General features: G+C 61.6%; 16 protein-coding genes. 9 read left to right on the top strand and 7 right to left on the bottom strand.

Features of this window, described 5'->3' with window-relative positions:
• Positions 1–307: 307 nt before the first annotated feature.
• Positions 308–694, top strand: a complete 387-nt coding sequence (locus K419_RS0116960; protein WP_026842612.1) for a PilZ domain-containing protein — start codon at positions 308–310, stop codon at positions 692–694.
• Positions 695–733: 39 nt separating this feature from the next.
• Positions 734–3,754, top strand: coding sequence for an ABC transporter substrate-binding protein (locus K419_RS0116955; RefSeq protein ID WP_026842611.1), 3,021 nt, complete (start codon positions 734–736; stop codon positions 3,752–3,754).
• Positions 3,755–3,784: 30 nt separating this feature from the next.
• Here K419_RS0116955 and K419_RS0116950 read toward each other — a convergent pair whose 3' ends face one another.
• From K419_RS0116950 to K419_RS0116930, 5 genes are all read right to left on the bottom strand, one after another.
• Positions 3,785–4,462, bottom strand: a complete 678-nt coding sequence (locus tag K419_RS0116950; RefSeq protein ID WP_026842610.1) for a potassium channel family protein — start codon at positions 4,460–4,462, stop codon at positions 3,785–3,787.
• Positions 4,463–4,471: 9 nt separating this feature from the next.
• On the bottom strand, positions 4,472–5,122 hold the full coding sequence (locus K419_RS0116945) for a potassium channel family protein (protein ID WP_026842609.1): 651 nt from the start codon (positions 5,120–5,122) through the stop codon (positions 4,472–4,474).
• Positions 5,123–5,161: 39 nt separating this feature from the next.
• Entirely contained in the window at positions 5,162–7,993 is a 2,832-nt protein-coding gene (locus K419_RS0116940; protein ID WP_084154268.1) for a cation-translocating P-type ATPase, read from the bottom strand.
• Positions 7,994–8,394: 401 nt separating this feature from the next.
• Positions 8,395–10,149 (bottom strand): two-component system histidine kinase PnpS, encoded by a 1,755-nt coding sequence (gene pnpS, locus K419_RS0116935; protein ID WP_026842607.1) that lies wholly within the window; start codon positions 10,147–10,149, stop codon positions 8,395–8,397.
• Complete coding sequence (locus K419_RS0116930; protein WP_026842606.1) at positions 10,146–10,823, bottom strand: response regulator; 678 nt, start codon at positions 10,821–10,823, stop codon at positions 10,146–10,148. Before K419_RS0116930 ends, pnpS begins: the two co-directional genes overlap by 4 nt.
• Before the next feature lie 736 nt (positions 10,824–11,559).
• On the opposite strand from K419_RS0116930, the gene K419_RS0116920 reads away from it, so the two are divergent.
• The 4 genes from K419_RS0116920 (at position 11,560) to K419_RS23650 (ending at position 15,835) form a co-directional block, all read left to right on the top strand.
• On the top strand, positions 11,560–12,498 hold the full coding sequence (locus K419_RS0116920) for a nucleoside recognition family protein (RefSeq protein WP_026842604.1): 939 nt from the start codon (positions 11,560–11,562) through the stop codon (positions 12,496–12,498).
• 205 nt (positions 12,499–12,703) lie between these two features.
• On the top strand, positions 12,704–13,951 hold the full coding sequence (locus tag K419_RS0116915) for a hypothetical protein (protein ID WP_026842603.1): 1,248 nt from the start codon (positions 12,704–12,706) through the stop codon (positions 13,949–13,951).
• A 258-nt stretch (positions 13,952–14,209) separates the two neighbouring features.
• Positions 14,210–15,634: a phytoene desaturase family protein gene (locus K419_RS0116910; RefSeq protein ID WP_026842602.1), complete on the top strand. Its 1,425-nt coding sequence runs from the start codon at positions 14,210–14,212 to the stop codon at positions 15,632–15,634.
• A gap of 30 nt (positions 15,635–15,664) precedes the next feature.
• Entirely contained in the window at positions 15,665–15,835 is a 171-nt protein-coding gene (locus K419_RS23650) for a hypothetical protein (RefSeq protein WP_156912231.1), read from the top strand.
• Positions 15,836–15,911: 76 nt separating this feature from the next.
• On the opposite strand, the gene K419_RS0116900 is transcribed toward K419_RS23650, so the two are convergent.
• Together K419_RS0116900 and K419_RS0116895 are read right to left on the bottom strand one after the other, a co-directional pair.
• Positions 15,912–16,754, bottom strand: coding sequence for an SDR family NAD(P)-dependent oxidoreductase (locus K419_RS0116900; protein ID WP_026842601.1), 843 nt, complete (start codon positions 16,752–16,754; stop codon positions 15,912–15,914).
• 135 nt (positions 16,755–16,889) lie between these two features.
• Positions 16,890–17,363 (bottom strand): VOC family protein, encoded by a 474-nt coding sequence (locus K419_RS0116895; protein ID WP_026842600.1) that lies wholly within the window; start codon positions 17,361–17,363, stop codon positions 16,890–16,892.
• Between the two features lie 219 nt (positions 17,364–17,582).
• Between K419_RS0116895 and K419_RS0116890 the strand changes: the two genes are divergently transcribed.
• From K419_RS0116890 to K419_RS0116880, 3 genes are all read left to right on the top strand, one after another.
• Positions 17,583–17,813 carry a hypothetical protein gene (locus K419_RS0116890; protein WP_012531387.1) on the top strand — a complete coding sequence of 77 codons (231 nt, stop codon included), beginning with the start codon at positions 17,583–17,585 and terminating at the stop codon, positions 17,811–17,813.
• A 184-nt stretch (positions 17,814–17,997) separates the two neighbouring features.
• Positions 17,998–20,607: a CHASE domain-containing protein gene (locus K419_RS0116885; protein ID WP_026842599.1), complete on the top strand. Its 2,610-nt coding sequence runs from the start codon at positions 17,998–18,000 to the stop codon at positions 20,605–20,607.
• Between the two features lie 193 nt (positions 20,608–20,800).
• Positions 20,801–21,451, top strand: a complete 651-nt coding sequence (locus K419_RS0116880; RefSeq protein ID WP_026842598.1) for a hypothetical protein — start codon at positions 20,801–20,803, stop codon at positions 21,449–21,451.
• Positions 21,452–21,704 lie beyond the last annotated feature (253 nt).

Below are 21,704 nucleotides of genomic sequence, written 5' to 3'. Positions count from 1 at the left end.
CAAAGACGACACGGCGGCACGAAACGGCGAGCGCCGGAGTTACAGCAGCAGGGAGAATGTGAGGGTGTGTGTGGCATTGCCAGGGGTTCTCTGTAATCAGTCTCGTAACATTTAAGTAACGTTTCTGTGTGAATATTTTCAACCTTATACAAGAGTGAGGCTCCAGTTACAAGAGATAATACTGTCATACCACCAGCAAGCTGTGGTATTTTCACGGAAAAACCACTAAAGCCTAATCGTCTCCAAGCCGATACTGTTCACGATGCAGTCTCTGAGACAAAGCGCGACATCAACCGGAGTGGGAAACATGAAAAATTCGCGCCAATTCTATCGCGCCCCTTCGTCACACAGTGTCGAGGTTCTGACCGAGGGAGACAACTACACCGGTTGTCTGGAGAATATCTCCTTCAACGGCGCGCTTTTGCGCCTGGATGCCGCAGTTTCCTTCGCAGCCGGGGACAGTTGCGTTTTACAGTTCCAGGAGGATGAGGAACCGCTGCCGCCCCTGCAGATAGCCTGCGAGGTGGTCCACGGCTGCGACGAACTGCTAGGGGTGAAATTTCTGGAGAGCAAGGAAGACGCGGAGCGCCGCCTGCTCTTTTTGATGAAGCTGATGAGCGACACCCGGCAAAACGGGAACGAGTACCTGGAACGGATCCGGGCCTACCTTGCCGAATACTGCGGGCCGCGCTGACCCGCCGCCCCCGGCGCTGCCGGTCCTTGAGGAACGTGTATGAACCACCATCCCCGGGGGCACCGCCTCCCGCTCATGGCAGTATCACTCGCCGTCATCGCCCTGCTCCTTGTCCCGAAGGGGGCGCTGGCACTGGAAAAGGCGACCGTTCAGCTGAAATGGCTGCATCATTTCCAGTTCGCCGGGTACTACGCGGCGCTGGAGAAAGGGTTCTACCGCCGGGCCGGCCTCGACGTGACCATCAAGGAGGGGGGGCCGAGAACCGAGGTGGAGGACGAGGTCCTCTCCGGCAGGGCGGACTTCGGCGTTGGGACCTCGGCAATCCTTTTGCGCCGCGCCCGCGGCGAAGACCTGGTGGTGCTGGGGCAGATCTTCCAGCATTCGGCCGCCGTCCTTATCACCCCCCGCAGCACCGGAATCCGCTCCATCGCCGACATGGCGCGCCGCAGGTTCATGTACTCCAACCAGCACGGCGACATGCTGACGCTTTTGAGGCAAAACGGCGTCAGCGAAAAAGAGCTGGTGCAGGTCCCCCATAACGGCGACCCCCGCGACCTCATCCGCGGCAAGGCGGACGTCATGATGGGGTACAGCTTCAACGAGCCCTTCATCCTGGAGCAGGAAGGGGTACCCTACCTCCTCTTCTCCCCGCTTACCTACGGCATAGATTTTTACGGCGACAATTTCTTCACCACGCGGGCCAATATCGAGGCAAAGCCGGAACTGGCCCGCGCGTTCCGCAAGGCGACGCTGGAGGGGTGGCGCTATGCCATGGCCAACAAGTCCGAAATAGTCGACCTGATCCTCGCCAAGTACTCCCGGGAAAAAAGCCGCGACTGGCTCATGTTCGAGGCGAACCAGATGGAGTCCCTGATCCAGCCCACCCTGGTTGAGTTGGGGTACCAGAACCCGGAGCGCTGGCGCCAGATCGGCGAGTCGTTCGCGAAGCTCGGCATGGTTCCGGAAGGCTTCGACAGCACCGGCGTGAGCTTCGACCCCGCCCCCGGCAAGTACTATCGCGTCATCCTCCAAATTCTGCTGGTCTGCGGTTCCGTCATCGCGGTTCTGGTCGTCATCGTGATGAAGTTCAAGCAGTTGAATGGAAGTCTCAAGGCACAGGTGGCCGAACGCAAGGCGGCGGAAGAGGCGCTCAGGGAAAGCGAGGAGCGGCTGCGCGTCATCTTCGAGACCTCCCAGGCCGGCATCGTCATGGTCGACCCCAAAGGGGTCATACGCTTCGCGAACAAGAGGATGGCCGAGATGTTCGGCTGCCCTCACGACAAGCTGATCGGCTCCGACTACAAAAGCCATCTCCACCCGGAACAGTGCGAGGTGGGGAGCAAACTCATGGAGCAACTGATCCGCGGAGAAATGGAGCAGGCCTGCACGGAACGCCGCTACCTGTGCGGGGAGCATGGGGATTTCTGGGGTTATCTCTCCGGCAGGAGGCTGGAGGCCCCCGACGGCAAACTGCAGGCGCTGGTCGGGATCATCTCCGACATAACCGACCGCATCAAAGCGGACGAGGCCCGTGGCAAGGCGCTCATGCTGGTGGAGACCCTCCTGGCACACTCCCCTATGGGGATCACCGTCTTCGACGGGGAGAGCGGCGCCTGCATCCTTTTGAACCAGGCCGCAGCCGGGATCTCCGGCGGCACCAGGGAAGCGCTCTTGGGGCGCGACTTCCGCGGGCTGCACCCCTGGCGCGAAGCGGGGCTCGTCGCGGTGGCGGAAAAGGTGCTCTCCGACGGGCTCCCCCGCCCCTTCGAGGCGGAAATCCGCAGCTCCCGGGGGAGGGACATCATGCTGCGCTGCCACCTTTCCCGGTTCGACCTGGAGGGAAGAGCGCACCTGCTGGTACTGGAGCAGGATGTAACCGAGGAGATGCGCCTGGAGCGGGAGAACAAGCGGATCGAGGCGCAGATGCTCAACATGCAGAAACTGGAAAGCCTCGGGGTGCTGGCGGGGGGGATCGCCCACGACTTCAACAACATCCTTACCGGGATAGTGGGTAACATCAGCTTCGCCCAGTTGGCGCTCCCCGCGGCCCACAAGGCGGCGCCGCCGCTGTTGAAGGCCGAGAAGGCCTGCCAGAGAGCGGCGGAACTAGCCTCCCAGCTCTTGACCTTCGCCCGGGGTGGGCAGCCTATCAAGAAGGCCTTCTCCGTCAAGCCGCTGGTCGGCGAATCGCTCTCGCTGGTCCTGCGCGGCACCAACGTCAAGGGGGTCATCGAAATCGCCGACGACCTTTGCGTCATCGAGGCGGACGAGGGGCAGATAAACCAGGCTTTCAACAACATCATCATCAATGCCGTGCACGCCATGCCGGGGGGGGGAACCCTCACCATAGCGGGCGAGGACGCCGTGATGGAAGCAGGCAACCGCTTCGGCCTCGCACCGGGCCCGTATGTACGGCTGAGTTTCAACGACCAGGGATGCGGCATCCCCAAGGCGGACCGGGAAAAGATCTTCGACCCGTACTTCACCACCAAGACCAGCGGCACCGGCCTGGGGCTTGCCTCGACCCACTCCATCGTCGCCAGGCACGGCGGCATGATCCTCGTGGACTCGGCTCCGGAAAAGGGGAGCACCTTCACCATCTACCTCCCCTCCACCGGGCACTCGGTGGCGGAGGAGGCTGGGCAGGACACGGCCGAGCGTCTGCACGGGGGGGGAGAAAGCGTGTTGGTGATGGACGACGAGGAGATGATCAGGGAGCTGACCCAGTCCATGCTGGTCGAGCTCGGCTACCGGGTGGAGGTATGTTCCGACGGCGCCGAGGCGGTCGAACTGTATCGCGCCGCCTGCGCCCGCGGTGAACGCTACTCAGCCGTGATCATGGACCTCACCGTCCCCGGGGGGATGGGCGGCAAGGATGCGGCGCGCCGGATCCTGGAGCTCGACCCTGAGGCGCGGCTGATCGTTTCCAGCGGCTACTCCAACGACCCCGTCATGTCCGAGCACCGCAGCTTCGGCTTCTGCGCCACACTGGTCAAGCCTTACACCGCCGGCGACATCGGCAGGGTGCTTGGGGAGGCAATTGACTCAATTGACAATTGACGATTGACAATTGACAACTCACACCAACTACTATGCCTCTGTTGCGGGGGCGCCCAATAGCGCCGAGAGTCTCGGGATCTCGCCCGCGTGCACCACGGCCAAGACCTCATCGCCTGCCTGCAGCACCAGGTCGCCGCGCGGCACCAGGAGCTTTCCGCCGCGGATCACCGCGGCGATGACGCTCTCCGCCGGCAACGCCATCTCCCTGATCGCCTTTCCCGCCACCGCCGATTTCGGGTGCACCTTCTCCTCCACCAGCGAATACTCCCCCTTGGTCAGCTTCAAGAGGGTCATCATCTCCCCAAGCGACATCTCCTCGGCCACCAGGTGCGCCAGGATATCCGCCTGGTTCAGCGCCACGTCGACACCGAGCTTGGGGGTGAACATCCAGAGGTTCTTCGGGTGATTGACCCGGGCGATGACGCGCGGCACCCGGAATTCGGAGCGGCAAAGCCCCGCCAGCACCAGGTTGGTCTCGTCGGCGCCGGTAACCGCCGCGACCACGTCCGCCTCCCTCACTCCCGCCGACTCCAGAAGCCGCGGGTCGGTCCCGCTCCCGTAAACCACCGCTCCCTCGCCCAGCCCCCGCTTGAGGGAAGGGATCCTCTCGCCCCTTTGCTCGATGAGAAGCACCTTCTTCCCCCCCTTTTGCAGCAGCCGCGCCAGATGCTCCCCGACCTTGCCGCCTCCCACGATGATGACGAACATGGCTTTCTCCTATTGCAGTCCGAGCAGCTCTTTGAGCCTGCCCGAGCCGGAAGAATGCAGCGCCAGGTGCAACAGGTCGCCGGCGCGGAACTCGCTTCCGGGGGTCGGTATCAAGGTTCGCCCCTGCCGGGTCAGCGCCACTACCTGGATCTCGCCCGGGACGCTCAGCTCCCGCACGCTCCTTCCCGCCAGAAGCAGCGGCAGCTCCACCTCCACCAGCTCCACCTCCCCGCTCCCAAGGCTCTTCACCGTCTGCAGCGGCGAGTAGCAAAGAAGCTCGATGAGCCGGCTTACCCCCCAGGTGACGTGGGAGATGGTGGTGAGCCCCAGGCGCCGGTACACCTCCTCGTTGCCGGGATCGAAAAGCCGCGCCGCGACACGGGGGACGCGAAACAGGATGCGGGCCACCCGCGCGGTCACCACGTTCACCTCGTCGCTCGCGGTGACTGCGGCCAAAGCGTCCGCCTGCTCGATCCCCGCCTGCAAAAGGACCTCGCGGTCGAAACCGACCCCGGTCACCGTCCTCCCCCCAAAGGTGGGGGAGAGCCGGTCAAAGGCCGAAGCCTCCCGGTCCACCACGACCACCTCTACGCCCCGGCGGCTCAGCGCCTCGGCAAGCCCCGCGCCCAATCTCCCGCAGCCGATCACAACGATCCTCATGTCGCACCTCCCGGACCCCGACGCACTCCTATCCCTTCTCTAAAGGCGCGCCCCCGGCGCGCGTTTCTTCTCCCGCCCCCGCAGCCAAGCCTTGCGCCCCTCCTCGGCCAGCAAAAGGAGCACCGGGAAACAAACGGTGATCCCCCAGAACCTGGCCGGCAGCGCCCCCACCTCGAACACCGGTTGCAGCAGCGGCAGGTAGATCAACAGCAGGCAGAGCAGGAGCTCGAAGCCGATCCCCGCCAAAAGGAAGCGATTGCTGAAAAAGCCGACCGAGAAGACGGAGACCCGGTCCGTACGGCAGGCGAAGACGTTGCCGACCTGGGTGCAGACAACCCCTACGAAGAAGATGGAGGTGGCCAGCACGTACACCGTTCCGTCAAGGGTTAAAAGACGCTCCCGGTAGGGGAGGAGGTCCGGGCGCGGCAGATGCCAAAGGTCCACGTAGCCGTAGCTCAGGTATAGGAGGAAGAACCCGGCCAGGCAAAGGAGAGCCTGCATGGTCCCCAGCCATAAAAAGGCACGGCCCAGGAGCTTTTTGTTGATGAGCCGCTCCTTGCGGGGGCGCGGAGGACGCTCCATGATCCCTTGTTCCGGCGGCTCCATGCCGAGAGCGAGCGCCGGGACCATGTCCGTGCCTAGGTCGATGGCGAGCACCTGCATCACGGTGAGAGGGAGCGGGAGGTTCAGCACGATCTGCAGTATGAAGGGCCAGGCCTCCGGGACGTTGCTGGTTAGGATGTAAGTGACGAACTTCCGGATGTTGGCGTACACCGCCCGCCCCTCCTCGACCGCGTTCACGATGGAGGCGAAGTTGTCGTCCATGAGCACCATGTCGGCCGCCTCCTTGGCGACGTCGGTGCCCGCGACCCCCATGGCGATCCCGATGTCCGCTTTCTTGAGCGCCGGCGCGTCGTTCACCCCGTCGCCGGTGACCGCCACCACCTCCCCCGCCGACTGAAGCGCCTGCACCACCCTGAGCTTATGCTCCGGCGCCACGCGGGCGAAGATCACCTCGCCGGCCAGCGCCTCCGAGAGCGCCCGGTCGTCCATCGCGTCCAGTTCCCCGCCGGTCACAAGACGGCACTTAACCTCCTCGCTCATCACCCCGATGCGCCGCGCCACGCTCTCCGCGGTGAGCCCGTAATCCCCGGTCATCATGACGATCCGGATCCCGGCGCCATGGCACTTGTTGACGGCGGCGGCGACCTCGGGCCTGGGAGGGTCGTGCATCGCCACGAGCCCCAGGAAGACCAGCTCGTGCTCCACCTGTTCCGGCGAGTAATCGGTGAGCCCTTCGGGGAGGCGCCGCTCCGCGACGGCCAGCACCCGGTACCCCCTGCGGGCGAAGGAGTCGTTGGCCCCGGAAAGCTCCTGCTTCAGTTGCGCGCTGAGCGCGATTCGGGCGCCGTCCTTGAGAGCGGCGCTGCAGAGGGCGGCCACCTCCGCCGGAGCACCCTTGACGAAAAGCGTTTCCTCGTCCCCCTCCCGGTGCAGCGTAGCCATTCTCTTTCTCTGGGAGTCGAAAGGGAGTTCGCGCAGGCGCGGCAGACGGGCCGACTCCTTATCGAGATCTATCCCCCCCTTTTTCGCCGCGACCTTGAGGGCTGCCTCGGTCGGGTCCCCGACCACCGTCCACGCAGCCCCTTCGACGGCTGGGGCGACAACCCGGGCGTCGTTGCAGAGCCCGGCCGAGATGAGCAGGCGGGAAAGCGTCCCGCGCGCCGGCCGCTCCACGAAACCATCCCCATCGATTATCTCCCCCGCAGGTGCGTACCCCGCGCCGGTGACGGTATAGGCGTGCCCCGGCACCCAGATCTCGCGCACCGTCATCTCGTTTTGGGTAAGGGTGCCGGTCTTGTCGGTGCAGATCACCGTACAGCAGCCAAGGGCCTCCACCGAGGAGAGCCGCTTCACCAGCGCGTTCCTCCTGGCCATCCTCTGCACCGCCATGGCTAGGGAGAGGGTCACCGTGGGCAAAAGCCCCTCGGGCACGAAGGCGACCACCATCCCCACCGCGAAGATGAAGCCGGCGTGGATCTCGCGTTTCAGGATCAGTACCGAGAGGAGGAAGAAGACGACGCCGATGGCGAGCGCCAGGAAGGAGATCACGCGGGTCATGCGGTTTATTTCCTGCTGCAGGGGAGAAGGGGGCTCGACGGTCACCGAGGTGAGGCGAGCGATCCTGCCGAACTCGGTGTGCATGCCGGTGGCGAAGACGACCCCGCGGCCGGTACCGGAGACGACGCTGGTCCCCGCGAAGACGAGGTTCGGGGATTCGCGTCTGGAAAGCGAGTCGTCCAGCAAGGGGTCGGCGGTTTTGCGGGCCGGATGCGACTCACCGGAGAGGGTCGATTGGTCCACCCGCAGGTCCCATTCCTCGACGAGTCTCAGGTCTGCGGAGCAGCGATCCCCCTGGGAGAGAAGCACCAGGTCCCCCGGGACCAGTTCCTCGGCCGGGACCAGCCGCTCGCAGCCGTCGCGCAAGACGGTGACCTGGGCCGGCAAAAGCCTCTTGAGCGCCTCCACCGCTTTCTCGGCGCGGGTCTCCTGCCAGAAGGAGAAGACGGCGTTGATCACCACCACCGCCCAGATCGCCCAGCCGAGCTCCGGCATCCCTCCGATGAACGCCATGGCGCCGCCGGCCCAGAGAAGAAGCGCCATCAGGTGGGTGAAGTTGTCGAGAAGTTTAAGGTAGAGCGGCCTTCCGGGGGGGACGCTGATGGCGTTGGGTCCGTAGCGCAGCAGACGCGACGCGGCCTTTCCGGAGCTGAGCCCCTGGGGGGCGGAGTCGAGCATCCGGTACAGTTCGGTGACGCGCATACGGTGCCAGAGGAATTCCTCTTGCGGCTCGTTGCCTGATTGCTTCATCGGGACTGTCCCGGCCGGCGGCGATAAGGCCTCGGCGGTGCAATTGCAAGGACATGGCTGCCTGAAAGGCAGCATAAACAACGGACCCAACTACTGTAATAGGAATTAAAACGGAGTCAAACCGGCTTTAATGGGTGACCCAAGGCGGAACACAGAGGTCTCGGAGGTCCACGGAGGTCACTGAGGTCAAAAACCTCGCACGGGGAAAAGGGAAAAAGGCACGGATAATGCGGATCAACTTTCAGGATTTCCATTTTGCAGACCTTATCCGTGAAGTTTCCGCTTAATCCGCGTGATCCGCGTGAATGACTTTGACTCTGGCGGAACCCAGAGTAACAAGGCCATTGCGTTCCCCTTTGCGAAGGGGGGACGGGGGGATTTGCTTTTCAGCCGTTCCAACTCTAACTGGCCAAGGGCAGGGTGAAGCTGAAGACGGACCCTTTACCCTGCGTGCTTTTCACTTCCAGCGTGCCGCCGTGGGCCTGCACGATGTGCTTCACGATGGAGAGCCCGAGGCCGGTCCCTCCGTTGTCGCGGCTTCGTGCCTCGTCCACCCGGTAGAAACGCTCGAAGAGGCGCGGCAGGTCCTTTTCCGGTATCCCGATCCCCGAGTCCCGCACCGAAACCCGCACCAGGGCCCCTTCCCGCGCAGTCTCCACGCCCACGGACTTCCCCGTTTCGCTGTACTTGATGGCGTTGTCCAACAGGTTGATCAGCACCTGCTCCAGCCGGCCGCGGTCAGCCTGGACGATCAACCCCGCCTCCCCCGCCGGCTGCTCCAGTTGAACCCCCTTTTCCTCGCCCCGCTGCCCCACCAGGAGGAGCGCCTGCCGGATCGCCTCGTCGAGCGCCACCGGCTTCAACTGCATCCCCATCTCCCCCGACTCCAGTTCGGAGAGGGTCAAGAGGTCGCGGACCAGGCCGGAAAGGCGGTCGGCGTGGTTCTGGATGATCAGCAGGAAACGCTCGGCGCGCTCAGGGTCGGCCGCGAGCGCACCCGACAGAAGCGTCTCGGCGTACCCCTTGATCACCGTGACCGGCGTTCTCAGCTCGTGAGAGACGTTCGCCACGAAGTCGCGACGGATCTTCTCCACCCTCTTGAAGGCGCTGATGTCGTGGAACACCGCCACCGCCCCCTGCAGCCCGTCCCCCTCGCGCAGTGGGACCCAGTGCACCAGCACGGTCTTCCCTCCGGCAAGGGCTATTTCCTGATGCCGCTCCTGCCGCGCTGAGAGCACCTCCCGGCAAGCGGCGTAAAGGTCCGGGTGGCGGGTGATCTGCAGCAGCGGCCTCCCCTGCACCTCGGCGCCAGTGGCGAACATGGTGCAAAAAGCGGGGTTCACCAGGGTCACCACGGCGTCCCGGTCGGTGACCATCACCCCCTCCCCCATGCCGTTCAAGATCGCGTCCAGCTGGTTCTTTTCCGAGGAGATCAGCTCCAGCTGCCGTTCGATCCGCCCCGACATCTCGTTCATCACGTGGGCCAGTTCGCCCATCTCGTCCTGGCTCTGGACGGCAATCCTCGCGCCGAACTCACCCCGCCCGATGCGTTGGGCGCCGGTCGAGAGCCTTCTGAGGTTTCTGGAGTTGAGATTGGAGAGGAAGTAGGACAAAAGAAGCGAGGCGAGGACCGCGACGGCGAGGGCGGCGCCCAGGCTTCTTCTCAGGCGCTCTTTGGCCTGCTCCAGCTCCGAGAGCGGAAGCGCGAGCCGTACCACGCCATGGGCCCCGAAAGGAGCGGCGACGTAAAGCATATCGGTGTGGAGGGTGGCCGAGTAGCGGATGGCGCTGCCGATTCCCTCCTTGAGAGCCTGCCGCACCTCGGGGCGGTTGGCGTGGTTTTCCAGCTTTTCCCATTCGTCCGGGGCCAGGCCCGAGTCAGCGACCACGACACCATCCCCCGCTATGACGGTGACGCGCGAGCGTATCGCTTTCGACAGCGCCTCGGTCAAAGCCGGCGCATCCTGTTTCAGGTCCCGGATCTCCTTTTGCGCCATGAGCGAAGCGATGCGGGCCTCGTCCTCGAGATGCTGCCGCGTCCCCTGCGTCATGGAGGTTTCCTGGCTCGCGGCAAGGTAGAAATAGAGTCCCGCCCCCCAAAGAAGCACGAGCAGCAGGTACGATGCCATCAGTTTCCAGCGAAAGCCCCCCTTCATGACTCCTCCAGTTTGTAGCCGAAGCCGCGCACCGTCTTGATCAGCTCTCCCGCCGCCCCAAGCTTCGTGCGCAGGCGGGTCATGTGCGTGTCCACGGTGCGCGTGTCGCCCAGGTAGCTGTATCCCCAGACGTTTTGCAAAAGGAGTTCCCTGCTCTGCACGCGCCCGATCCGCTCCGCCAGGTTCATCAGGAGCTTGAATTCCGTCGAGGTGAGCTGCACCTCCTCCCCGGCTACCCGGACCAGGTGGCGCTCCACATCGATTAGTAGCGTCCCCAGCGAGATGGTGGCCACTTCGGAAGCGGGAAGCTTTCTCCTCAAGACGGCCCGCACCCTCAGCATCAGCTCCCGGGTGGAAAAAGGCTTCACCACGTAGTCGTCGGCCCCCATCTCGAACCCGACCACGCGGTCGATCTCCTCCCCGCGGGCGGTGAGCATGATGACAGGAATGCCCGCGGTAAGTTCCGCCCCCTTCAAGGTGCGGCAGACCTCCGTCCCCATCATCCCCGGGAGCATCAGGTCGAGCAGTATCAGGTCAGGTTTGCTGCGGCGCGCCTCCGCGAGCCCGGTGGCGCCGTCGTGGGCCACGAGGCAGCAATATCCCTCCTGCTCCAAGTGGAAAGCCACCAGATCCGCCAGGTCCTTCTCGTCCTCTATCACCAGTACTGTCGGCATTTAAAAATCCTTTCGGCGGCTGATCGCCCGCCAGAATGCGGTTGCAGCGGCATACGTACATCTCCTGGTTCCCAAGCTCCAGCTTGGGAACCAGATGCGGCGCAAAGCTCCAGCTTTGCATCTAATGGAAGCTGGAGCTTCGGCAGGTCTTGCGTTCCCAAGGTGGACCTTGGCAACGAGATCAAGGACCAGGCGAGGCTATTGCGCCTGCCTTTACGCAGAGCCAGGCTATTGCATCCCCCTTTACGCAGATGGGAGGCTATTGCGTCCCCCCCTTTGCGAAGGGGGGACAGGGGGGATTTTGCCTCTCCTGGTTCCCATGCTCCAGCTTTGCATCTAATCTTCGGCAGGCCTTGCGCTACGGCGTACTGCCCGATTCTTACTAATCGGCATAAATGTATTGTTTCGTTAGCGAATAGGCAAGTCTAAAGAGCGCCGCCATCAGTTTTCCGCTGCTGTCTCCTGGTTCCCAAGCTCCAGTTTGGGAACCCAATGCGGCGCAAAGCTGCAGCTTTGCATCCAGAAAGAAGCTGGAGCTTCGGCAGGCCTTGCGTTCCCAAGGTGGACCTTGGGAACGAGATGACGGGACTACGAAAGGGGACAGGCACCTGGCGGAGCCAGTCCCCTTCGATCTTGCTGGCAATGCTGAAAAATTTCCCGTATATTCCCAAAACTTTTATTTTAATGATGAGCTTTTCCCGTGTGCCCCAGACCCCCTTCATCGCGGAGCGACTGCATGGAAGTAGCGATACGGATCATACTGCTCTCTGGAAAGTCGGCGCTAGACCTGGCGCTCTACACCCTGTTGCCGGTGCTGGTGGTGATGATGGCGATGATGAAGCTGGTGGAGGCGCGGGGCATCCTCGCCCTGGTCGCCAAGTGGCTTCGCCCCGTGCTCAGGATCTTCGGCGTACCCGGCGCCGGGGCGTTCGCCATGCTGCAGCTGCTTCTGGTCAGTTTCGCCGCTCCGGTCGCCACCTTCTCGGTGATGGAGAAGGACGGGACCGCAAAGCGGGCCATCGCCGCCACGCTGGCGATGGTCCTCACCATGTCGCAGGCCAACGTGGTCTTCCCCATGGTGGCCGCGGGGCTCGACCTTGCCACCATCATGATGACCTCGCTCGCGGGGGGACTCGCGGCGGCGGCGCTCACCTATTACCTACTCACCCGTTCGCTGGGGCACGAGGGAGGGGAGCATGAAGACCACGGCGTCCCCGCCACCGCCGCAAAGAAAAGCACCGCCCTCAACCTGATGATCGTAGGCGGCCAGGAGGCGGTCCAGGTAATCCTCGGCGCCATCCCCATGCTGATCCTGGCCATCTTCCTGGTGAACGTGCTGAAGGAGATAGGCGCCATCGCGCTTTTGGAAACGGCGCTGCGCCCCCTTTTCGCACTGATCGGTTTCCCCGCGGTGGCGGTGCTCCCCTTGGCCACCAAATATCTGGCCGGAGGGACCGCCATGATGGGGGTGACGCTCAACCTGGTGAAGGAAGGCGCCATCACCGTCACCGAATTGAACCGGATGGCAGGCTTCCTCACCAACCCCTGCGACATAGTCGGCGTTGCCGTCCTCGCCTCCGCCGGCACCCGCTGCAGTTCCGTGGTGCGCCCGGCCGTCATCGGCGCCCTCTTCGGCATACTGCTGCGCGGCGCGATGCACCTCCTAATTTTTTAACCTTCCTGCCCAACTTGCCGTTGCCGCCCGATCCCCTTTCATGCCGCCTCCGGCACGGCCGGGCACAAAGCGCCACGCTTCTTCCTGCCTTGACTGAATCACAAAGGTCGCTACATTCTAATAAACTTTTAATCTCCCCATCTTTCATGCAGTGTCTCCCCAGCATCCATCGGCAGGACCGGGTGTTTCCGTAACGGAGGTTATCATGAGAACGATGATCGCTTCTCTGCTGTTCATCGCCGCAGCACTCACAGGATGTGCTAACAAGCAGTACAGCAAGATCCAAAAGTGGAAAGTCGCAGCGACCGATCCGGTCGTTTCTATCGGCCATGGCGGCGTGTTCGATGGGAAGGGAAAAGAGGTCGAGGTTTCTCCCAATTTCGTCCTGCACGCGCAAAGGTATTACCTGAAACGGCTTTACCAAGAAGGAAGCAGCGAGCAAAAGGCGCTGTTCCAGCAAAAACAGCGCAGCATCGAGAAAATCAAGCCTCAGGACAAGTCTGAGAAGATCCTGGTGAACGCCGCGCTGCTGGGATGGCTGGTGGAAGCGGTCAAACCGCGGGACGCGGCGCAGATAGGAAGCAAGAACAGCGCGCTTTTGGAGCGTTACATCCGGTTGAAGGACGGCGAACTGGAAGAGGTCCCCAACGGCGGCGGTCCGGTCAGAAAGGATCTCGTCGCCCTGCTCTGGCGCGAAGGTCTCCTTACCTTCCTTTCAACCAACCTCGGCGGCCCCGCCTATATCGAGCAGTGCCGCGCCGCCGGCGTCCCCATTCCCCCGGACTGGGGGAGTTCGAGCTGGAAGTACTTAGGCAAACTGGGGACCAAGTTCATCAGCCCCGGCATCGACGCCGACCTCTATGCCTTCGAAGGCGACGCCCCGAAAGGAGTCTGTTTCGCCCTGCCGCGCTCCTCTGGAGAAACCATCAGCCTCTTGGGGATCATCTGCCTCGGGACCGATACCGGCAAGTCCTGCTTCTGGGACAACCAGAAAAACAAGATGCAGTTCGGCATCCCCAAGAACACGCCGGTGCCGCTGTCCAATTTCGCCGGCGGCGCCGACCTCTTCAACGGCTCCGGAGGTATCTGCACCGACTGCCATGCCGGGGAGAACCCGTTCATAGTGCATCCCGGCCAGCCTATGGATATCGCCAACCTGTTGCCGAAAACCTGGTCCGATCCGCTGGTCCATCCAGCCTGGCCGCAAAACCAGGGGCCGACCATCGCGCTCAACGGCATCGTGCTGAACCCCGGCGAAGATTCCTGTCTCAGTTGCCACAATAAGCCCCCCGGCCGCAGGTTCCCGACGCTGTCCACCGACACCCCCGGATATTGCGGCGTCATCCTCCCGAAAACGATCCAGTTCACCATGCCTCCCGGCAGCCCCGGCAACAACGCCTCATACGCCAAGCACAAGGACGCTCTTTTGGCCTCCTGCAACCGGAGCAAGTAAATCCGGGGACTGGCTCCGCAAGGTGCCTGTCCCCCTTGACCGAACGGCGGAACACAGAGGTCGCGGAGGTCCACGGAGGGCACAGAGTTTTTTTCAGGGAAAAGCAAAGGCACTCACCACAGAGGTTCACAGAGGAAACACAGAGGCAACGGCAAAAAGGCCCCCCCAAAAAAGGTTTGAGTATTCCCTCGTTTCAGTTTTTCCTCTGTGCCCTCTGTGTCCTCTGTGGTGAAAGCTTTTTGGTTTTAGGAGGAGATTATGCCGCCGAACAGCACGCCCGATGCCGTCGTGGTGGGTTCCGGACCCAACGGCCTCGCCGCCGCCATCACCCTGGCGCGAGCGGGGCTTTCCGTGACCGTCTTCGAGGAATACCCCACCATCGGCGGCGGAACCAGGACGGAGGAACTCACCCTCCCCGGGTTCCGGCATGACGTCTGCTCCGCCGTCCATCCCCTGGGCGTAGCCTCGCCGTTCTTTCTTTCGCTCCCCCTTCATGAACACGGGCTGGAATGGATCTACCCCGAGATCCAGCTCGCACATCCCTTGCCCGACGGCACCTCCGCCCTTTTATACCGCTCCATAGACAAGACCGCTGAACTCCTGGGGAGCGACGGAAAAGCTTACCTGCGGCTCATGTCTCCTCTGGTGCGGCAGTGGGACGACTTGGCCCCCGATCTGCTGGCGCCGCTGCATTACCCCCAGCACCCGCTGGCGATGCTGCTCTTCGGCCTGCGAGGGATCACCTCCGCGCAGCGGATGGGCAACTCCTGCTTCAAAGAGCCAGCCGCGCGCGCCATTTTCGCCGGGCTGGCCGCGCATTCCTTCCTGCCGCTCACCGAGCCTCTATCCTCTGCGTTCGGCCTCGTTCTCGGCGCCCTCGGACACGTGGCCGGTTGGCCGGTGGCAAAGGGAGGCTCCCGCATGATAGCCGCAGCACTTGCCTCCTACCTCCGCTCCCTGGGAGGGGAGATCGTCACCGATACCGGAATCGACTCGCTGACGGAGCTCCCCAAAGCCCGCCTCACCATGCTCGACCTGACGCCGCGCCAGTTGTTGAAGATCGACGCCCCACTGCCGGAACGGTACCGGCAGAAGATCGAGGCGTATCGCTACGGCCCCGGCGTCTTCAAGATCGACTGGGCGCTGGACGCTCCGATACCGTGGGCGTCGGAAGGGTGCCGCCGCGCCGCGACGGTGCATCTCGCCGGGACCGCGGACGAGCTTGCCCGGTCCGAGCGGGAAGTGTCGGAGGGAAAACATCCGCACCACCCCTTCGTTTTGCTCGCGCAGCCGACGCTGGTGGACCAAAGCCGGGCGCCGCTCGGAAAGCATGTGGGGTGGGCCTACTGCCATGTCCCCCACGGCTCCACCGTCGACATGACAGAACGGATCGAGGCGCAGGTGGAGCGCTTCGCACCCGGTTTCCGCAGCCTGGTGCTGGCCCGCCATACCCGCAACTGCGCGGAGCTTGAGCGCTACAACCGCAACCTGATCGGTGGAGACATAAACGGAGGGATACAGGACCTGCGCCAGTTCTTGGCGAGGCCGACGCTTTTTTCGCCGTACCGGACGCCGCTAAAAGGGCTCTACCTCTGCTCTTCGGGCACCCCGCCGGGCGGAGGCGTCCACGGCATGTGCGGCTACCACGCTGCAAGCTTGGCCCTGGAGGATATCAAGAGCTGAACTTCAAAGGGAGGTTAGCGGAGGTACAACATGATCGGCAGCGACAACGGTTACTGGTTCATACGCCTTTTGTTGCAGCGGGGTCTCGGCCTCATCTACCTGATGGGTTTCCTGGTGGCGCTGAACCAGTTTCGCCCCCTGTGCGGCGACCGCGGCCTCCTTCCGGCAACTACTTCAAGGTTCGGGATCAGGACTCTATAAAGTACCTGCTGCGGCACGACCTGAACGAGGACGGCTGGGAACGGGCGCTGGACAAGGATGAGGGGAGCGAAGAGCTTTAGCTGCCGGCTCCGCACCATTTGAAGCTGAGTTCGCGCAGGCGCCTGCGGACTTCCGCGTCATAGGCCTGCTCCGCGACGCGCGACTCCCGGCTCTGATCGAAATAGATACCGCTTACCCCCTTCAAATCCTCGGAGAGCACCAGGCGCTCCACGTGAGCCGCCCCCTCCTCCACCGTAGTACGCGCCGCTCCGAACCACTCCCGCACCATGTTGGTGTCCATGAGCGAGGCCGGGTGGAGCACGTTCGCCGTTACCCCCGTCCCAGCCAGTTCTTCAGCCAGATCCAGGGTGAACATGATCAAGGCCTGTTTGCTCTGGGCGTAGGCGCGCATGCCGTCATATTCCTTTTCCAGCATCACGTCCTCGAAATCGATGTCCCGCTGCGCCAACGAAGCAACGTTGACGATACGCGCCTCTCCCGCCTCCTGCGCCGTGCGCCGAAGCAGCGGCAGGAGCCTGCGGGTGAGCAGGAAGGGCGCAAGGTAGTTGACGGCGAACCGCAGCTCGAACCCGTCGGGGCTTGCCTGACGGCGGGTCGGGTCGGGCCCCGCGCCGACGCCTGCGTTATTTATCAGCACATCCAACCGGGAACACCTCTTGGTCACTAAAGCGGCGAGGGAATCGACGTCGTCCAGCGCTGAGAGGTCTGCGTTGTAATAGTAGAGACGGTCGTTGCCCGTCGCCTTGTGGATCTTCGCCTGCACCATCCGCCCTTTGTCCCGGTCCCTGCCGTGCAGCAACAAAGTCGCACCCGTCCCTGCCAGATCGGCGGCAACCTTCTCCCCCAGGCCGTCGGTGGCGCCGGTTATCAAGATCACTAAATCCTCTTTTTTGTTCATCCCTTCCTCCATTTAGCAGCGGCGACAGCGTAATGGCGCAAAATCAACTGAAGCAGTATAGCGCCTGAATGAAAAAACGCCCACGACGGAGCATCCATCATGGGCGTCTGCCTTGGCTCAGCGCAGGCAACGGAGTCAGCCTTCAGGCATCGGCGAAAATGCCCTTTTGGCACCTTCGCGGATCTCCTCCGGGCTCAGATCGCGGGTGTGGGTCGCCAACATCCAGTTGTAACCGAACGGATCCCGCAGCGACCCGGCACGGTCGCCCCAGAACATCTCCTGTACCTCCATTTCAACCGTTGCTCCCGCTTCTACTGCCCGTCTGAAAGCGGCATCCACGTTCTCGACGTACAGGTAGAAGCTGACCGGCGAACCTCCCATGTTTTCCGCGCTCCTGCAATTTTGCTGCGGGAATTCGTCTCCCATCATGATGATGGAGTCGCCTACCTGCACCTCCGCGTGCATTACCCCGTTTCCGTCCGGGCCTGGCATGGCGTACCGCTCCTGGGCTCCGAACGCGTTTTTGTAGAATTCGATCGCCTTGCGGCAATCCTTGAACATGAACATCGCTGTGACGCTGTGATATCCTTCCGGAATCGGCCTGATCATGACAAACCTCCTGATTAATCTCTGCTTTTATCTCATGCTACCACTCAAGGATAGGTCTTTCGCCGGCGCTATGTCAAGAAAGGCGCGGCAGATAAATTAAATTATTTTAAAGCTACCAGGTTGACATCTTCTTGGTTGATTTTATACTGGGTCCCTCAGCGCCGAAATCATTGAGCTTACGGCTAACAAACACCAGGCCATAGCTGCAAGGAGCAGATCATGACACAATGCCCGGAATGTGAAGGTAAGAAGGTAGTCGCCTGTGCCAAATGCGACGGCAAAGGAAACAAGTACTTTGTCCCGGTGCTCGACATCTGGGAATACGATTGCGACTGCTACGGAAGCGGCGTGGTGACCTGTTCCATGTGTAACGGCCTTGGGTACGTCACCCACACCGAAATGGTCGTCCCCTCCTCCCCTCGCGTGGATCTCAGGTACTTCTCGCACTGACTTAGGCAGATCTTTCAGGATCTCTTTGCATACCAAAGCCCCTGCTTCCTTTTAGGAACAGGGGCTTTGCTTATCCCGTTGAAGCAGGCAAGATAAAAGCCGCATCATTGAATTCCCCACCTGTTCAAGTAAACTTAGCGTCGGAAGAAGCTCCCCACGCAAGCCCATAATGACAGGATAACGCATGCCGACCACCCCGCCACCAGTCGACAACCCACCCTCCACAAGCCTTTGGGCAAAAAGCATACATATTTTGCCGTACCTCGTCATGGCCCTTTCCTTTCTTATGACTTTCTTCTTCTGGCGCCAGTACGACCATAGCCTGAACGTCAGATCACAGGTAGTATTCAACGATCGCGCCGATGAGATAAAGAGTAAGTTCTTCACCCGAATGACGGATGACGAACAGATCCTGAGGGGGGCGGCCGGGCTCTTCAACGCCAGTGAGGTTGTGACGCGCGACGAGTGGCGGCGCTATGCCCTGTCGCTTTCGCTTGATAAGGACTTTCCCGGTTTCCAGGGGCTGGGCTTCACCGAGGTGGTCCGTCCCCGGGATTTGCAGCGCCATATCCAGCGGATAAGGGGAGAAGGATTCCCCAATTACAGATTGTGGCCGGAGGGGGAGCGGCAGGAGTACACCGCCATCATCTACTTGGAACCGTTTGACTGGCGCAACCAGCGTGCCTTCGGCTACGACATGTTCTCCGAACCGATTCGCCACGAGGCCATGGCGAAGGCCCGCGACTTGGGAGAAGCGGTAACAACCGGTCCGGTTACGCTGGTGCAGGAAACGAAGAGGGATAAGCAGGCCGGTGTCTTGATGTACATCCCCGTGTACAAGCGGGGAGTCCCGTTGGAAACCGTAGCGCAGCGGCGCATCGCGGTGACCGGGTACGCCTACAGCCCGATCAGAATCAAAGACTTCCTTTCCGCGACCTTCCCCAGAATGTCGAAAGACATAGGCTTCAGGATCTATACGGACAAGGAGCCGAACCCAGCCGGGCTTCTCTATGACTCTGTCTCCGAATCCAACCTCTACCTTCCGGAAAGCTACCGGGGCGAACTGCAGACGACCCGATCGTTTCAGAGATTCGGCCGGAATTGGCTATTGACGTTCGAGTCGCTGCCGCAGTTTGCGCAGGAGCAGAGGAAAAGCCAGTCCAGAAACTACCTGATCGTCGGCATTACCGTGAGCATCCTGTTGTCGGTCATCGCATTCATGCTCCGTTCCGCACATTCAGGCGCCATCGCCGCAGCTCAGGCGCTGAAGGAAAGCCGGGAGCGTTATCGCAAGATCTCGGAAGACAGTCCCGCCTATATTGCCACCTTCCTTCCCGATGGCACGCTCACCTATGTAAACCCCGCCTTGGCCCACGACCTGGGAAAGCGCCGAGAGGATCTTTTAGGCAAAAGCTTCTTCGACTTTCTCCTGCCAGAGTGCCGGGAGCCGGTCCGGCAGGGATTGCACGCCCTCTCGCCTCGAATCCCAACCCAAACCATGGAACAGGCACTGGTTGGTCCCAAGGAAGCTGTAATCTGGCACGAATGGACCAATCGAGCGGTGTTCGACGATCACGGGGGGATAACCGAGTTTCAGGCCGTGGGGCAGAACATAACGGAGAGAAAGAGAGCGGCGGAAGAACGCTCCCGCCTGGAACAACAGATGCTGCACGCCCAGAAAATGGAAAGCCTGGGAGTGCTGGCCGGCGGCGTGGCACATGACTTCAACAACATCCTGATGGCCATCATTGGGAACGTGGACCTGTCACTGATGAAGATCGAGGAGGCCTCCCCCATCACCGCGAATCTGCGCAACATCGAGAAAGCAGCAATGAGGGCAGCCGATCTTGCCAAGCAGATGCTTGCCTACTCCGGCAAAGGGAAATTCGTCATTGAAAAGCTGGACCTGAATCGGCTGATCGGAAAGCTGCACCCGATCCTGGAACCGTCGCTACCGACCAACGCAGTCCTGACACTGAAGCTGCACAAGCCGCTCGCGATGGTCGAAGCCGATGCCAACCAGATGCGGCAGATAGTGATGAACCTGTTTATGAACGCAGTAGAGGCGCTTGGCGAAAACGGCGGCGAGATAATCATCAGAACCGATGGCGGGATACAGGACAGGGAGAGCCTGCAGGACGTGCTGCTGGGCGAAGCCCTGGCCGAAGGGAGCTACGTGCTCTTGGAGGTCACAGACACCGGCTGCGGCATGGAGAAGGAAGTGCTCGACAAAGTCTTCGACCCCTTCTTTACCACCAAGTTCACCGGCCGGGGGTTGGGTCTAGCCGCAGTGCACGGCATAGTCAGAGGCCACAAGGGTGGGATAAGGATATCCAGCGATCCCGGCAAGGGGACCACTTTTCAAGTGCTCCTGCCGACCTCTGAGCCTACACCGGTGGAGGTCTCGGTCCCGGAGGAAATCGAGAATGGCTGGAGCGGCGAGGGAAGGATTCTGCTGGTGGACGACGAGGAGGTAGTGAGAACCGTCGCCGCCGAACTCCTTAAAGAGCTGGGGTTCACTCCTGTTGTTGCCGGCAGTGGCGCCGAGGCCATAGAAACCTTCAAGAACAACCAGGACCTACTCGCCGTCATCCTGGACCTTACCATGCCCGGAATGGACGGCGAGGAGTGTTTCCGCGAACTGCGGGGGATAGATCCGGAGTTAAAAGTGATCATGTCCAGCGGGTTCAGCGAACACGAAGTAGTCCAGAAATTCGCCGGCAAAGAGCTGACAGGATTCATCCAGAAGCCGTACACCCTCAAAGCCCTCAAGGAAGTGATGCGGAAGGTGTAGATTTACTTCGTATCGCCAAGCGTAAGCTGTCTATGCCTTTGCTGCTGATTATCGGTTTAGAAAATAGCAGGAAGAACTCAGAGTCATGAAGAAGCAGAGGGTGCCGCGGGTGGTAAGAAAAAACTGCTTGACAATACTTAATACGCGCTAATAATTGCCCCCATAAATTCAACGCCAAGCACGGGAGGTAACGATGAGCGAGGTATTCGACATCCAAGGGCTTAAGGATCTCGGTGACGGTGACTTGGCCCTCTACGGAGAGAACGTAGCCGACCGCATGGAGGACCACGAGGCTTTCAAGGATCAACCCATTCCCCCCTGTATTCCGGGTCCGACCCGAATCAGGGAGGACGCGCAACAGGTGAAGCAGACATCGACTGCGGCAAGGCTGGACCCATCGAAGGAGCCCGAAAGGCGGGCTGCGCGGGAGAAGATCATTCAGTCGATAAAGTTCTCCTGCCAATATGTCGTGATGTATTCGGAGCATACCGACAACCCCGGCCTGCTGGATACCATCGGGGTGGATAGAGCACACAAAGCCGTTCGAAATACAACCGTAAAGGCGCCAACGAGTTTCTACAAGTTCACAGTCACCCACGGCAAGGAGCCCGGCTCCATCAAGGTTCACGTCAGCAGTTGGGACGGTAAGGGGAGTGTCGATCTGCAGATCTGCTTCGGCAACCCCGGATTGGAAGAGTCGTGGCAGCCGCTCAAAATCGCTCACTACTGCAACTTCACGGTGGAAGGATTGGAAACCGCCCGCAGGGCCTACTTCAGGGCGAGGCTGCTCAAGGATGCCGGCGTCGGTCCCTGGTCCGAGACAGTCGAACTCATCATCATTTGAAAAGAAAAAGGCGGCTGCATCCCGGTGCAGCCGCTTTTTCTTCCCACGAATCCCCTCCCCCTATATCGAAGTACCTCATAAGTGGAAATCCCTCTCGCCAAAGCGCAAAAGCCAGCCTACAACAGTGTTCGCGGACCGTCATCCCCGGTCTGCATCCTGGCCCCGCCGTGTCAAAATAGTTGTCGCCTCAATAGCTCACCTGTAAACTGCGGGCGGAGGAGGCAATCACATGGCTCGATACTCACAAGAATTC

Origin of the sequence: Citrifermentans bremense R1 (genome assembly GCF_000426865.1) — a bacterium.
In the GTDB taxonomy this organism is placed as follows: domain Bacteria; phylum Desulfobacterota; class Desulfuromonadia; order Geobacterales; family Geobacteraceae; genus Geomonas; species Geomonas bremensis.
The sequence above is the reverse complement of the archived record's forward strand: the minus strand, read 5'-3'. Positions and strand labels throughout refer to the sequence as shown.

Coding starts and splice junctions, on each gene's coding strand:
- K419_RS0116960 (WP_026842612.1), top strand. CDS start 308: ATGAAAAATTCGCGCCAATTCTATCGCGCCCCTTCGTCACACAGTGTC.
- K419_RS0116955 (WP_026842611.1), top strand. CDS start 734: ATGAACCACCATCCCCGGGGGCACCGCCTCCCGCTCATGGCAGTATCA.
- K419_RS0116950 (WP_026842610.1), bottom strand. CDS start 4,462: ATGTTCGTCATCATCGTGGGAGGCGGCAAGGTCGGGGAGCATCTGGCG.
- K419_RS0116945 (WP_026842609.1), bottom strand. CDS start 5,122: ATGAGGATCGTTGTGATCGGCTGCGGGAGATTGGGCGCGGGGCTTGCC.
- K419_RS0116940 (WP_084154268.1), bottom strand. CDS start 7,993: ATGAAGCAATCAGGCAACGAGCCGCAAGAGGAATTCCTCTGGCACCGT.
- pnpS (WP_026842607.1), bottom strand. CDS start 10,149: ATGAAGGGGGGCTTTCGCTGGAAACTGATGGCATCGTACCTGCTGCTC.
- K419_RS0116930 (WP_026842606.1), bottom strand. CDS start 10,823: ATGCCGACAGTACTGGTGATAGAGGACGAGAAGGACCTGGCGGATCTG.
- K419_RS0116920 (WP_026842604.1), top strand. CDS start 11,560: ATGGAAGTAGCGATACGGATCATACTGCTCTCTGGAAAGTCGGCGCTA.
- K419_RS0116915 (WP_026842603.1), top strand. CDS start 12,704: ATGAGAACGATGATCGCTTCTCTGCTGTTCATCGCCGCAGCACTCACA.
- K419_RS0116910 (WP_026842602.1), top strand. CDS start 14,210: ATGCCGCCGAACAGCACGCCCGATGCCGTCGTGGTGGGTTCCGGACCC.
- K419_RS23650 (WP_156912231.1), top strand. CDS start 15,665: ATGATCGGCAGCGACAACGGTTACTGGTTCATACGCCTTTTGTTGCAG.
- K419_RS0116900 (WP_026842601.1), bottom strand. CDS start 16,754: ATGAACAAAAAAGAGGATTTAGTGATCTTGATAACCGGCGCCACCGAC.
- K419_RS0116895 (WP_026842600.1), bottom strand. CDS start 17,363: ATGATCAGGCCGATTCCGGAAGGATATCACAGCGTCACAGCGATGTTC.
- K419_RS0116890 (WP_012531387.1), top strand. CDS start 17,583: ATGACACAATGCCCGGAATGTGAAGGTAAGAAGGTAGTCGCCTGTGCC.
- K419_RS0116885 (WP_026842599.1), top strand. CDS start 17,998: ATGCCGACCACCCCGCCACCAGTCGACAACCCACCCTCCACAAGCCTT.
- K419_RS0116880 (WP_026842598.1), top strand. CDS start 20,801: ATGAGCGAGGTATTCGACATCCAAGGGCTTAAGGATCTCGGTGACGGT.